11 protein-coding genes are annotated in these 13,605 nt (G+C 70.3%); 8 read left to right on the forward strand and 3 right to left on the reverse strand.

Annotation, left to right across the window (positions count from 1 at the left end; all coding sequences use genetic code 11):
- Positions 1–129: 129 nt before the first annotated feature.
- Positions 130–1,596: a PP2C family protein-serine/threonine phosphatase gene (locus tag ACWCQ6_RS14770; RefSeq protein ID WP_451089078.1), complete on the reverse strand. Its 1,467-nt coding sequence runs from the start codon at positions 1,594–1,596 to the stop codon at positions 130–132.
- Between the two features lie 373 nt (positions 1,597–1,969).
- Between ACWCQ6_RS14770 and rpmG the strand changes: the two genes are divergently transcribed.
- Positions 1,970–2,134, forward strand: a complete 165-nt coding sequence (gene rpmG, locus ACWCQ6_RS14775; protein WP_451089080.1) for a 50S ribosomal protein L33 — start codon at positions 1,970–1,972, stop codon at positions 2,132–2,134.
- 190 nt (positions 2,135–2,324) lie between these two features.
- Here the strand turns inward: rpmG and ACWCQ6_RS14780 are convergent, their stop codons facing one another.
- Positions 2,325–2,999: a YoaK family protein gene (locus tag ACWCQ6_RS14780; protein WP_451089082.1), complete on the reverse strand. Its 675-nt coding sequence runs from the start codon at positions 2,997–2,999 to the stop codon at positions 2,325–2,327.
- A 115-nt stretch (positions 3,000–3,114) separates the two neighbouring features.
- On the opposite strand from ACWCQ6_RS14780, the gene ACWCQ6_RS14785 reads away from it, so the two are divergent.
- The gene (locus ACWCQ6_RS14785) at positions 3,115–3,852 is read left to right on the forward strand and encodes a tyrosine-protein phosphatase (RefSeq protein WP_451089085.1); all 738 of its coding nucleotides are present in this window, start codon (positions 3,115–3,117) and stop codon (positions 3,850–3,852) included.
- 172 nt (positions 3,853–4,024) lie between these two features.
- Positions 4,025–4,540 carry a DinB family protein gene (locus ACWCQ6_RS14790; protein WP_451089087.1) on the forward strand — a complete coding sequence of 172 codons (516 nt, stop codon included), beginning with the start codon at positions 4,025–4,027 and terminating at the stop codon, positions 4,538–4,540.
- A gap of 231 nt (positions 4,541–4,771) precedes the next feature.
- Here the strand turns inward: ACWCQ6_RS14790 and ACWCQ6_RS14795 are convergent, their stop codons facing one another.
- Positions 4,772–5,485, reverse strand: coding sequence for a hypothetical protein (locus ACWCQ6_RS14795; protein WP_451089089.1), 714 nt, complete (start codon positions 5,483–5,485; stop codon positions 4,772–4,774).
- A gap of 1,033 nt (positions 5,486–6,518) precedes the next feature.
- On the opposite strand from ACWCQ6_RS14795, the gene ACWCQ6_RS14800 reads away from it, so the two are divergent.
- The 5 genes from ACWCQ6_RS14800 to ACWCQ6_RS14820 all read left to right on the forward strand — a co-directional run bounded on the left by ACWCQ6_RS14800 (position 6,519) and on the right by ACWCQ6_RS14820 (position 13,586).
- Complete coding sequence (locus ACWCQ6_RS14800; RefSeq protein WP_451089091.1) at positions 6,519–9,041, forward strand: ATP-dependent Clp protease ATP-binding subunit; 2,523 nt, start codon at positions 6,519–6,521, stop codon at positions 9,039–9,041.
- Between the two features lie 184 nt (positions 9,042–9,225).
- The gene (locus ACWCQ6_RS14805; RefSeq protein WP_451089093.1) at positions 9,226–9,501 is read left to right on the forward strand and encodes a hypothetical protein; all 276 of its coding nucleotides are present in this window, start codon (positions 9,226–9,228) and stop codon (positions 9,499–9,501) included.
- 700 nt (positions 9,502–10,201) lie between these two features.
- Positions 10,202–10,705, forward strand: coding sequence for a hypothetical protein (locus ACWCQ6_RS14810; RefSeq protein WP_451089095.1), 504 nt, complete (start codon positions 10,202–10,204; stop codon positions 10,703–10,705).
- Positions 10,705–12,093 carry a hypothetical protein gene (locus ACWCQ6_RS14815; protein ID WP_451089097.1) on the forward strand — a complete coding sequence of 463 codons (1,389 nt, stop codon included), beginning with the start codon at positions 10,705–10,707 and terminating at the stop codon, positions 12,091–12,093. The genes ACWCQ6_RS14810 and ACWCQ6_RS14815 overlap by 1 nt, the downstream gene beginning before the upstream one ends.
- The gene (locus tag ACWCQ6_RS14820; RefSeq protein ID WP_451089099.1) at positions 12,090–13,586 is read left to right on the forward strand and encodes a VWA domain-containing protein; all 1,497 of its coding nucleotides are present in this window, start codon (positions 12,090–12,092) and stop codon (positions 13,584–13,586) included. Before ACWCQ6_RS14815 ends, ACWCQ6_RS14820 begins: the two co-directional genes overlap by 4 nt.
- Positions 13,587–13,605 lie beyond the last annotated feature (19 nt).

Raw genomic sequence — 13,605 nt, forward strand, 5'->3', positions numbered from 1 at the left:
GCGACGAAGGGGCGCCGAGCACAGACCGTTCGAGCACCGCGCCCGCAGCCGGGTTTGCCCTCCTGCGTTGTCGCGCCGTGTCCGGCGTTCCGCGTGCCCGAGGGGTTCTGTACGGGTGTCGCCGGGCCGTTACGCCCCGATGCGGGCGATCAGCACGCAGACGTCGTCCAGTCGCTGCGTGTCGCCGAACTCCGCGACGACGGTCCGCAGGCACTCCTGTGCCGAACGGGCCTGCACGAACCGTGGTGCCAGAGCAAGCAGCGCGTCCGGGCCCGCACCGCGGTCGTTGTGGCGGTTCAGCCCGTCGGTGTGCAGTACCAGCACGTCGCCGGGCAGCAGGTGCACCTCGTCCTGCTCGTACGCCACCCCGGAGGCCGCGCCGAGCAGGACCCCGTCCGGTGCGGGCAGCGGCCGCCCCTCCCCGTCGCGGAACAGCAGCGGAGCGGGGTGTCCGGCCTGCGCCCAGGCGAGGGTGCCGCTGGCCGGATCTACACGGCAGCACACCGCGCTGCCGAGAGCAGGCTGGACGGAGGTTTCCAGTAACTGATTGAGGTGCCCCATCAGCACGCCCGGCTCGATGCCGGCCACGGCCATGCCACGGAGCGCGCCCAGCAGCATCGCCATGGCGGAGGTGGCCTGGATGCCGTGACCGGTCAGATCACCGACAGTGAGGACGGTCCTGCCGTCCGGCATCTCCAGCGCGTCGTACCAGTTACCGCCGATGCGGGAGCTCGAATCCGATGGAAGGTAGTGGGCCGCGAGGTCCAGTGCGCCCGGGCCCTGCGAGGGAAGCCGCAGCGAGCCCCGCCACGGGGGGAGGACGGCTTCCTGGAGCTCGACGGCCAGACGGTGCTCGGTCCGGGCCCGGTGTTCCCGGCGGCGCAGCGAGTCATGGCTGCGGCGCACCGCCTGCTGGTTGCGTCGCAGCTCGCTGATGTCGCGCAGGACGGCCCACATGGAGGCGGTGCAGCCGTCCGAGTCGAGGACGGGCTCGCCCATCATGTGGAGTGTGCGCGTCCGGCCGTCGGTCCGCAGGATGCGGAACTCGCCGTCTATCGGTTTTCCGTCCACCAGGCAGTCCGTCACCAGGGCGGTGAGCAGGGGCTGGTCCTCGGGCAGCAGCATGGACGGCAGCTCGTCCAGTGAGAGCGGTCCGGCCTCGGGGGACCTGCCGAAGATCTGGAACAGTTCCTCGGACCAGCTGACCTCGTCGGTGAGCAGATTCCACTCCGCGCTGCCCACCCGGCCGATCAGCGATCCCGGTTGCGGCTCGTCGCAAGGCTGCTGCGCGCCTGCCTCCACCGCGTCCTGCGTCGCCTCCGGGGCCGAGGTGTCCTCGACACGTTCCGTCCCGGGCGGCAGGCCCTCCCTGAGCTGTCCCAGGTGTGTGCCGAGATCGTCGAGATGGTGGACCGCCAGTTCGCAGAGCGCCCGCCGCCAGCGCAGCTGCGGGTCCTCCTCGTCGAGCACCACTGTGTCCCGCCGCACGGCATCCACATCGCCACGGAGTCGACGGGTCCGGTTGATCAGCGCGTCGACGGCCTCGCGTTCGGACGACTGTGGGGCGGGGCGGTCCGCGGACAGAGGGGACGGCATCTCGTACTCCGATACAGGCGCGGCACAACCAGGTCTGAAAGGTGGACCGAGGACGACTGTCGCACAGCCGGCGGGGGGCCGTAAGGGATTTGGCAACACTCGATGCGCTGTTGCTTCTGGCATGTGCCACAGGCTGCTCGATCCTTCGAACAGCCTTACTGTCTGCGGACGTTGGCGCAAGTTATCCGGCGTGTGCGGACGGTTGTGCGCCCGCGTGCGTCGTCCTCATGTCGCGCGCCCGGCTCGATCGGGTAAGGCGTGAGATGTGGGTGATGTGCGGCAGGAATGCGGCCGTGACCCGCCGCGTTGCACCGGTATTACGAAAACGAAACCCATTCCCATCAGGGGGCGGTGCGAGAGTGTGGAGGCGTCCGTGGCCCGCGGTGAGGCCCGTCCCGTGGTGACGCTCCGGTCGGCGGCCGGAACAGGGCAGAGCCATGTCGCCCGCAAGGGTCGTCGGAACACCCTTGGCCGGCTGGCGCTGCGCAAGTTCGACGCCGTGATGAGGCAGCGCGTGCTCCTCCGCGAGGAGCGCTGACCGGGGCGCCACCGGGAGGCCCCGTTCCGTGCCATTGATCACAGTGTGGGGTGCGCGTCCCGGGAACGGGGAGCGGTGGTTTATCGTTCACCTATACGTGGATGTCGCGCACGGCGCCCACTCGCAAGCCGCCCCGGCTGGATTCCCCCGATCCGGCCGGGGCTTTCCTCTGCCCCGGTCTCTGCCGCGGTCAGCCCCGGGACGGCCGTCGGCGCACGGTCTCGATCAGCAGTGCGCCCACCACGGGCAGCACGGCCACCACCGCTGCCGCGTCCGGCCACAGGCGTACGGTCAGCGCGGTCACGGCCGCGCCCACCACGACCGCGATCAGCCTCCCGGCCACCCAGTGGTCCCCCTCCTCCCACGAGCGCAGGGCCGCCCGGCCGACGAGGGCCGTGAGCGTGCCGGTGAAGTAGTTGGTGGGCGTCGCGCGGATCCGGCCCTGGATGCCCATGGCCACGGCGGTGAGCACCAGCGGCCCCAGCCGGTCCCCGTCGGAAACGATCAGGTCCAGCGCCCACAGCACGGCCCCCGTCGTCAGCAGGGCCACTTCGACCAGCAGCATCACCGGCAGCGACCACCGCAGGCGCTCGTTCATCCACGCACCGCACATGACGCCGCTGCCGTAGGAGACCAGCGAGGTGATCACCCGCAGCGCCACATCGTGCTCTCCGCCGCCGACGGCAGCGGTGCCGAGCAGCACCAGATTTCCGGTCATGACTCCGGCGAAGACCTGGCCGACACAGATGAAGGCGAACGCGTCGGCCGCCCCCGAGGCGGCCGACAGAAGCAGCAGGGACCATTCGCCCCGTGGATCGATCCCGGCGCTGCGGGCGGGAGGGGAGGGACGCGTGGGAGTGGACACGCCTGCATTCTCGGTTCAAGCCCTGCCGACGGCAGCCACTCGCGGCCCGCACGGCGCGCCGGGCGCCTGCGTGCCCGGCCGCGTCGACCAGGAGCCTGTCCTAGAGTCCTCCGTCGTGAACAGACATATAGCGTTCGAGCGACTGCACAACTTCCGCGACGTAGGAGGATATCGGGGGGAGAGCGGCCGGCCGGTCCGACAGGGGCGGCTCTACCGGTCCGATTCGCTGAGCAAGCTGCGCGGCGAGGACTGGGACCGCTTCCTGGCCCTCGGGATCGGTACGGTGATCGACCTGCGGTACGGCTGGGAGATCGCCGCGAAGGGGCGGGTGCCCGAGGCACCGGGCCTGCGCTACCACAACCTCAGCATCGAGCACCGGCCCTACGACCAGGCCGCACTGGGACCGGAGGTGGAGACCGGGCGCTTCCTGGCCGACCGGTACGCCGAGGTCGCGCACGACGGAGCCGTCGAACTCCGCCGCGCCCTGGAAGTGATCGCCGCCGAGGACAGCGGTCCCGTCGTCTTCCACTGTGCCTCGGGCAAGGACCGGACGGGGCTGCTCGCCGCTCTCGTCCTGTCCTTGATCGGAGTGGCCGAGGACGACATCGTCGCCGACTTCGCCCTTACCGGGCTCGCCACCGAACGGCTCCTCGCCGACTGGCGGGCGGACCACCCCGGCCAGGAACCGGTCTGGCCCGCATACGGCACAGCCCCCGCCGAGGTCATGCGCCTCTTCCTGGCCGATCTGGCCGCGGCGCACGGCTCCGTCCACGCCTATGCCACCGATGTCCTGGGCGCGGAGAAGGAATTGGTGGAGGCGCTGCGTGGCACCCTCCTCGAATCCGCCGGGTGAGTCCGGCCGGGTGCCCCGGCGGGGCACCCGATCGGCCCACGGCTGATTGCGGGCCGCCCTCGTCCGGCCCGGCGCGGGGGGCGTCGTGCGCGCCGACGGCGCACCCGCTCACCCTCCTACGGCTTGTGAAAAACCTTGTCCCGTTCCACCGCGGACGAGGCAGGATCACACCATGACATGGACCGCACCCGACGTGACGCGCACACCCGGTTCACTCGTGGCCGACGAGCGCGAGATGCTCACCGGCTATCTCGCATGGTTCCGCAGCTCCCTGCTGCACAAGTGCGCGGGCCTGACCGGGGAACAGCTCGCCGAACAGACCGTACCGCCGTCGAACCTCACCCTTCTCGGGCTGATCCGCCACATGGCGAAGGTCGAACGCGTCTGGTTCCGGGAGCGATTCGCCGGCCAGAAGTTCGACCCGATGTACGACCCGGAGAAGGGCAAGGACGCGGACTTCGAGGACCTGGACCCGGCCCGCGCGGCCGAGGACTACGCCCGCCTCGTCGAGGAGAGTCGGCTCGCCGACGAGATCGTCGCAGGCGCCTCGCTGGACGACACCTTCGTCCACGGTGGCGAGGAGTACTCACTGCGGACGATCCATCTGCACATGATCTCGGAGTACGCGCGCCACACCGGCCACGCCGACCTGGTGCGCGAGCGCGTCGACGGTGTGACGGGCGGATGACGCACCGCTGAGCGGCGCCCGGCGCGGCTTTGTGCGCGGGAAGGACGGGTGGCGCGGGCACTGTAGGACGGCGGCACCGAGCGGCGCCGACACATTGACGTGGACGCGTCGTTGGACATGGTCTGGCCACGTGCAGTGCCCTGCCGGGCGTCCTGGATCCCCGGGCGTACGCGGCAGTGGTTCCTGCCGCCCGGTGTCGGCAGGAACGCCCCGGCACCGGGCCGGGCGCTTCTACGTCGTGAGGTCCTCCCGGTCGTGGGCGCGCCGGGCCTGCGGAACACCGGGACGGGCCGCGGAGGATGACGCGGAAGCGGTGACGTGCTCGGTCTGTGTCCGGCGTCCCTGATCGTCGTCGAGGGGCTGCGTGTCGGTCCAGTAGATGCTGAGCATCGTGCGGAGGGTCGTCGGATGCTGACCGGGGCCGGTGGGCACGGTCAGCCGGTCGAGATGCTGCCACAGCTCGTGGTCCACCTGCTCGGCACCGCCGCCGTTGCGGGCGTGGACCGCTTGGTGGCGCTGCACGGCCACGGCCAGCTCGCGGAGCGTTTCCCGGCTCTGCTGCCCGGCGTTGTGGCTCTGCGCGCGGTTCACGTTCCGCTGCTCCTGGCCCAGCTCGGTGATGGCCCGCTGGACGCGCTGGTGAAAGTTGGCCGTGCGGCGGCGCAGCGACTCGAAGTCGGCCCGGGTGGCGAACCATTCACGCTTGCCGGCCTCGCCCCGGGCGAAGCACTGGACGCGGAACTCCTCGCGCTCGGTCTTCCGGCGCCGCAGGACGCTCGCGGTGCGTTCGTGGACATGCGTGAGGATTCGCCGGGCGCGCGGCAGATTGTCGGGGTGGGTGATCGCCGCCCACGTTCTGGCGTCGCGGGTGGGCGGGTGGATGTTCGAGGTGAGCATCTGCTCGAACTCTCTGTCGGCGAGCTGCGCGAGGTCCTGGGCGTCCACTACTGGCCTCCAAGCCGGTGTTGGGCGGTATGCGTCCAGCGTGGCGTATGGCACTGACAAGCACGTAGAAATCCGGAAATAGAACGCGCCAATGGTGAAGGCCGCGACCGACGGATTCAGATGTGACGGTGCGTCAGCGAAAAGGCTGCCAGGGCGGCGTACACACGACGGCTGCGACGCGACCGCCGAACGGGGATCCATGTACACGCAGCTCGGGGAGGGGGACAGAGGCACCCCTCGCATGTCCGAAACTGTACGCCGCGCAACGGGCGGGAGAGGTACCGGGCTGCCCGGTGCGGTACTCGACAATCACACCGAGACGCAGCACGAACGAGACCAGCGCCACCGCGCCCCACCGCAGCCCGTGGCAGGCCCCGACCACCAGTGCGAATGTCACCGGGGCGACGACGGCCTGCACCAACACGTGGCCGGTGGTGGTGTCGGTATGAACCGGGGCGCTTCCTCCGGCGGCGAAGTGCGCGTACGAGGTGCGAGACGGCGAGCACCGGAGGAGCGCAGCGTGCCGTTGAGGAGTATGCCGATCAGGACGTCGGGCCAGTCGGACGGCTCCATGGCGATGAGCGCCTCGCTCGCCTCGCCTGCGCCGTCCACAGTACCCGGGCCGGCTTGAGGACGGGAAGCACGGAGAAGACGACCGCCAACAGGCACGATGCGGCCGGGCCCGCCCATGACGTCCTCCGACTTTTCGTTGTCGCTCATTGCCAGGTCTCGGCGCGGTCCGGGAGCGGCCGGGCGGCGACCGGCCGAGATCACCCGATCGGAGTAGTCCCGGTCGGTAGGTCACCGGGCCGGGAAGTCAGTGACGCCGTGGTGCGTGCTGGGCGCGGGAGACGCGTGAGCATCCGCGCCGTTGCGTGCCGGGGTGCGCGTTGGTCTAGTGAAACCACCTGCCCATGGGGGCCACGAGGCGAGCCCGGTGATCCGTGGGCTCCGGGCACCCCACGTCCGCGTCCGGCGCAGGGCGACCCTGGCCGTCCCACGCGCCCCCACCCGTATTCACTGGACGGTGACCATGACCATGTCTTCCTTCGGCTCCTTCGGCGGCCCGGACCCGTTCTCGGAAATGCTCAACAGGTTCTTCGGGATGTCCCCGGCGTCCTCACCGCCACAGGTGCAGCGGGTTCCCATCGGGCGGCTGCTGACCGAATCGGCCCGCGAGCTGATCGGCCGGGCGACCACCCGCGCGACCGGCGACGGCAGCCGGGACCTGGACACCGAGCACCTGCTGTGGGCCGCCACCCAGGTGGACCCGGCCCGCACACTGCTCGTACAGGCCGGGGCGGACCCCGACGAGCTGGGCAGACGCATCGCCGAGATCCTGCCGGGTGAGAGCGCCACCCCGTCCGCGGAGCCGAGCCTGACGCCTGCCGCCAAACGCGTACTGCTCCAGGCCTACGAGCGTTCCCAGGCGGCCGGAGTCTCCTACATCGGGCCGGAGCACATCCTCGGCGCGCTGCTGGACGCCCGGGACTCCGGTGCGGCCAAATTGCTCGGCGCGTACGGCACGGACACCGGCAAGTTGCGGCGCGAGGCCGAGACCGCGGCACGGGCCGACGGTGTCCCGGCGGCGGGTACGAGCGACACTCCCACCCTCGACCAGTACGGACGCGATCTGACCGAGGAAGCCAAGGCCGGCAAGCTGGACCCCGTGGTCGGCCGGGCCGAGGAGATCGAGCAGACCGTGGAGGTCCTCTCGCGGCGCGCCAAGAACAACCCGGTACTGATCGGTGAGCCCGGCGTCGGCAAGACCGCGATCGTGGAGGGAATCGCCCAGCGCATCGTGGCCGGCGACGTCCCCCGTACGCTCAAGGACAAACGGGTGATCGCCCTGGACCTCTCCGGCCTGGTGGCGGGCTCCCAGTACCGGGGCCAGTTCGAGGAACGGCTCAAGAACGTCATCGAAGAGGTAAGCGCCGCCGCGGACTCGACGATCCTGTTCATCGACGAGCTGCACACCGTGGTCGGCGCCGGGGCGTCCGGCGAGGGCGCGATGGACGCCGGCAACATGCTCAAACCCGCACTGGCGCGCGGCGAATTGCATGTTGTCGGAGCGACGACCATCGACGAGTACCGCAAACACATCGAGAAGGACGCCGCACTGGAACGCCGCTTCCAGCCCGTCATGGTGCCCGAGCCGACGGTCGAGGAGACCGTTCAGATCCTGGAGGGCCTGCGCGACTCCTACGAGGCCCACCACCAGGTCCGCTTCGCCGACGACGCCCTGGTGGCGGCGGCCGAGCTGTCCGACCGCTACATCAGCGACCGCTTCCTGCCGGACAAGGCCATCGACCTCATGGACCAGGCAGGGGCCAGGGTACGGCTGCGCTCGCTCGGCAGGTCCACCGAAGCCGTCTCCCGCGAGGACAGGCTCGCCAAGCTGAAGCGGGAGAAGGACGAAGCGGTCGCGTCCGAGGACTTCGAGAAGGCCTCCGGGCTGAAGGCGCAGATCGCGGAGACCGAGGCGGAACTCGCAGGCATCGAGGAACGCCGTGAGGGCGTCATGGACGTCACCACCGCCGACATCGCTGATGTCGTCTCCCGCCGCACCGGCATTCCGGTCACGCAGCTCACCGCCGGCGAGAAGGAGAAGCTCCTCAAGCTGGAGGACGCCCTGCACTCCCGGGTGGTCGGCCAGGACGAGGCGGTCGCCGCGATCGCGCAGGCGGTACGCCGCAACCGTGCCGGAATGGGCGACCCCAACAGGCCCGTCGGCTCCTTTCTCTTCCTCGGGCCCACCGGTGTGGGAAAGACCGAGCTCGCCAAGGCGCTGGCCGAGTTGCTGTTCGGCGACGAGAACCGCATGGCCCGCTTCGACATGAGCGAGTTCCAGGAGAAGCACACCGTCTCGCGGCTCGTCGGAGCACCTCCCGGATACGTCGGCCACGAGGAGGCCGGCCAGCTGACGGAGAAAGTCCGCCGCCAGCCGTACAGCGTGCTCCTCTTCGACGAGGTGGAGAAGGCCCACCCCGACGTCTTCAACACGCTGCTGCAGGTCCTGGACGACGGACGCCTGACCGATGCACAGGGGCGGACGGTGAACTTCCGTCACACCGTCGTCATCATGACGTCCAACATCGGCGCCCAGCGCATCCTCGCCCACAAGGGCGATGTCTCCGAGATCCGCGAGGACCTCATGGGCGATCTACGGGGCCACTTCCCGCCGGAATTCCTCAACCGCGTCGACGAGACGATCATCTTCCACGGCCTCGACAAGGACGACCTCGGCCGCATCGTCGACCTCATGCTGGACGGCAGCAAACGCCGGGTGCGGGCCCAGGACATGGAGCTGGAGGTCACCGAGGCGGCGAAGAAGCTCCTTGTCGCACACGGTCACCAGCCGGAGTTCGGAGCCCGCCCACTGCGCCGCACGATCCAGACCGAACTCGACAATCGCATCGCTTCGCTGCTGTTGAGCGGCGAGGCGGAGCCGGGCGACACCATCGTCGCCGATGTCAAGGACAACGCTCTGGTCTGCTCGATCGGCCGCCCGGATACCTCTGCCGAGGCCGGGAACGAGGCGGCTGCGGCCGAATAGTCCCCGCAGCCTCCGACCACAGCGCCCGGCGCCCGGGCGAACAGGCCGCCTTCTCCGCCTGCTCCTATGAGGAACATGTGGAGGGGGAGGGCGTGGGGCCCGAGGGTGAACATCGCAACCCGTACGGGTGACTGACCCGCCTGCGGGGCGACGCCGCGCCGGAGCCCGGCTGACTCTGCTGATTGTGATCGAGAACCTGCTGCGTGCCGCCACGGTGGTCGCTCTCACCGCCCTGCCCCTCACCCTGGCGGGCCCGGCGTCCGCCGGGGAAAGCCCCGTCGCGCCACAGGCGAGCCCATGCGCCGCCGTCGTGGCACCTGCCGGACGTGTCTGCGTGCCGTCGCCGAAGCAGTGCATCACGACGCCGTGTCCCCAGTACGATCTCGTCGCCATCCCGCTCCGCCCGCTGCCCATCGACGGAGAAGTCGTGCACCCCCGAGGAGCGGCGGGCACGCCCTGACGCCAACGGTTGGCGCGAGGAGCACGGCTCAGGACCGAAGTGCCGAGCCTCATCCATCCAGGTGCGACCAGCGGCAGGAGCCGTCGTTCGTCCCGGCCGGGCGTTGATGCTACGAAGTGCTGGGCGGCGGAGGTGAGGGTGATGTTCCTGGCGTTTCGCAGGGGCTGCAGGTCAGCGGTGCCGGGGACGGTCACCGTGGTGTTCGGGCAGCGGAACGCCTCCTCGTCGCCCCTGGGAGTGCTGTCGGCTCGTCCGGACGGAGCGGCGCTGGCGTGGCGTAGCCGTCGATCGGGCCGGACCGACCGGGGCGGCGGCGTTCGGCCTTGTCGGGGCGGTTGACCTCGATGACCTGATGCCCGGGGGAGCGGGCGGTCCGGTTGAAACCGGCCCCGTGGGAGGAAGTGCTTTCCACACCGGTCGCGAGCACGGGGCCGTGTGCGGTCAGAAAGGCCGGGCCACTGCGTATCCGGCGACGCCGATGGCGAGCTCGGCGACTGCGAGGTAGCCGGCCGGAGCCATGAGGACGGGTTCCGGCGCCGGACAGAACAACGCGAGGACAACCCAGCAGGGCGTCAGCCAGTGCCCTGGCCACGACCGCCGGACCCCCGTCTCAGCATCGTTGTCAGTGCTCGCAGGTAAGTTCGATCGTGTTCTGCCGTTGTGGCGCGGAAGTCGCCATGGTGCACATAGGAGTGGTGCGTTGTCAGACTGGGAGAGGTCGAGCACGGTACGGGTGACAACACCCGCACGACCGCGGAAGCTGGCCAAAGTCCCGTTCGTCGAGCTGGCCGACGGACGCCTGCAGGGTGTGGTGTCCAGCGGCTCGGACATCGGACGGGTCTATGTGTCGTCAGTCGCCGCCGGTACGTACACGTTCGCCTGCAGCACCAACAACAACCGGCCCTGCGGCGGCGCTCGGGGATCGTTCTGCAATCACATACGGGCCCTGGTCAACGAGGCGGTGCTGCAGTACGGCGCCGAGCGCGTCGCCCGCTACCTGAGGGTCGAGACCGCGGACGGAGAGCCGAGCGCGCACAGCATCACCGCCGGCATGAGTGACACACGTCCTTCGCAGGGCGACACCAAGGCCGCCGCGCCCGTCTTCAGCCGGTTCCTGCGCCACCTCGCCTACCTGGAACTCACCCCGGCCAGCTCACCGTTGCCGGAGATGCACTGGTTCCCGACGACCAGGACGGTGGTCTGATGCGCGCCGACCTGTTCACGGAGACCATCACCGGACTCGACGAGGCCCTGGCAGCTGTCGAAGCCTTCGACCAGGCGCTCGTCGCCGGCCTGCTCCGTCCGCAACCCGCCCAGACCGCCGGGTTGACCGGACTCGCCCACGCGGTCGCCGGGACCCCGCTTGCCGCCAGGGCCGCCGAGGCCGCCGAGAAGACGGTTGGCGGAGCCGCGAGGGAGGACCACTTCGTCGCCCTCGCCGCGGCCCGCACCGCACTCCTCGGCTCCGCCCACGACGCACTGATGGCCCGCATCGAGGAGGCGACCGGCCGGTCCCGAGACGAGGAGACCGTCCCGCCGCCTGCCGGACAGCAAATGGTGAACCTGCTCGCCGCCGCCCGCTCCTGGCTGTCCGACCTGGCGCGCACCGGATGGCAGGGCATCGACCACGAAGTGGTCTCCGGGGCGGCGCCGGTCGTCTCCGCGATGCTCCCGGACCCTGCACTGCGCCGCCTGGCGACGCTGCTCGACGGCTTCGCCGCCGAACTGGCCGCGTCCTGCCCGGGCGCGTCGCTGGAGAGAATCCCGGCACGCCGCTGGGCCGACCTGTGGTCCCGCGCGCTGCTGCTGACACTGCCCGGTGCGGCCGATGTGCCCGTGACGGGTACGGCCACCGGCCGCCTGCTGCCCCTCGGCGTCGATGTCCATGAACACGCGACGGCCGTACAGGCCCAGGTCCACGCCGTTCTCGAACCCGCGGACGGCGGCACGCCCCGCCTGGTGCGTGCCGGGGTAGCGGTGCCGAAGCCGGACACGGTCGTCGGAGCGGGGCTGTGGCAGCTGCTCCGCCCGCACATGTCGCTCCTGGCCGCCGTCGGCGAGGGCCGCTCGATGGACCTCACCGACATGCCGGTCACCGCCGAGGGGGACCTGGTCTGGAGCGACGAGCACGCACGCCAGGGCGAGCCCGCCGACGCCTTCGCCACCGCCCGCGTCGCCCTGCCCACTGCCACCGCCGCAGCGACCGCCCCCCTGGACCGGCATCCGGCGCGCATCGCCGTCCCCGTGTTCCTGGAGGGCTACACCGTCCACAAGGACGACGACACACTGACGTTCACCCTCGCCGGAGGCCCACTCGTCGTCGACGCCGACCGCATACCGACCGCAGGGCCGCTCACCCCCGAGGCCGTCGCGGCATCCGGTGCATGCATCGGACTGCTCCGCTGGGACGCCGGGACGTATCTCGTCCAGCCCCTGGCCGTAGAGACGACCGTACGGAAGAAGGCCGTCGCGATCCATGCCGGAGGATGGGCCGGGGGCACGACCGACAAGGCCGGCGTGAAGGCCGAGAAGGCCGCCACGGACGCCGTGGCCGTGCTGCGGGAGCGTGCGGGAAGGCTGCTGCGGAAATGACGGAGCACACGACGGAACGAACCGCCGGGAACACCACCTCACAGAACCCGGATATTCAGCGGTACCCGGACATCCGGAAGAGCCCGGAGGTTCCGCGGACCCCGGAGGCGGACCCCGAGGAGAACCGCCGTCAGGTCCTGTACTGGCGGCTCCTCGCCCGGCTCTTCGACCAGGAGGAACAGAGCACGCTGGAATCCGCGAGCCTCGCCGTCGTCGAGGACATCGGCCTGCCCTCCGCGCTGCTGGACCCACAGGCCTCCGTCGACTCGATCGTGCAGCGCCACCCCGAACTGGCCGCCGAGTTCGACGGGCTGATGGCGCCCGCCCAGGACCCCGACGGCACACGCGACCGGGCCGCCGAGGTACGACGGGCGGCGCTGGTGTCGAAGGTGCTGCTCAATGTCTTCGCCTCCGGCTCGGGCACAGTCACCGCCGGACAGCTGGCGCGCTGGCAGTCCGACGCGGGCTGGCTGGAACGCGCGCTCGGCTGCAAGCCCGGTCAGCTGCGCGGCGGCCGGGCCGGGGGACGGGCCGCAGGGCCGGGTGTCAGCCCGACCGGCACCGGCGGGGGCGGCACGAACCCCGACCTCAGTCGGCTGATTCCGGCCATCGGCCCGGAACTCGGCAGCATCGAGGCCGACCTCGTCAAGCGGATGCACCTGCGCGAAGTGCTGGCCGACCCCAAGCTCGCCGCGCAGCTGACCCCGAGCATGTCACTGATCGAACAGCTGCTGCGCGACAAGAACAACCTCTCGGGCGTAGCCCTCACCAACGCCAAGGATCTCATCCGCCGCTTCGTCGACGAGATCGCCGAAGTACTGCGGACGCAGGTGGAGAAGGCCACGGTGGGCGCCCTGGACCGCTCCGTCCCGCCCAAGCGGGTCTTCCGGAACCTCGACCTCGACCGCACGATCTGGAAGAACCTCACCAACTGGAGCCCGGAGGAGGAGCGGCTGTACGTCGACCGCCTCTACTACCGGCACACGGTGCGCAAGACGACACCCCAGCGGCTGATCGTCGTCGTGGACCAGTCGGGCTCGATGGTCGACTCGATGGTGAACTGCACCATTCTGGCGTCGATCTTCGCCGGGTTGCCGAAGGTGGACGTCCACCTCATCGCGTACGACACGCAGGCCCTCGACCTCACACCGTGGGTGCACGACCCCTTCGAGACCCTGTTGCGCACCAACCTCGGGGGAGGCACCGACGGCACGGTGGCCATGGCACTGGCCCAGCCGAAGATCGCCGAGCCCCGCAACACCGTCGTGGTGTGGATCTCCGACTTCTACGAATGGCAGACCGAGCCACTGTTCGAGAGCATGGCCGCCATTCACCGCTCGGGAGCCAAGTTCATCCCGGTCGGCTCCGTCACCAGCTCCGGCCGCGGCAGTGTCAACCCGTGGTTCCGTGAACGCTTCAAGGACCTCGGTGCGCCGGTGCTCTCCGGCCACATCCGCAAGCTCGTCCACGAGCTCAAGACCTTCCTCGCTTAAACGTTCAACGCACATACGC

This window comes from Streptomyces sp. NPDC001880, from assembly GCF_053594575.1.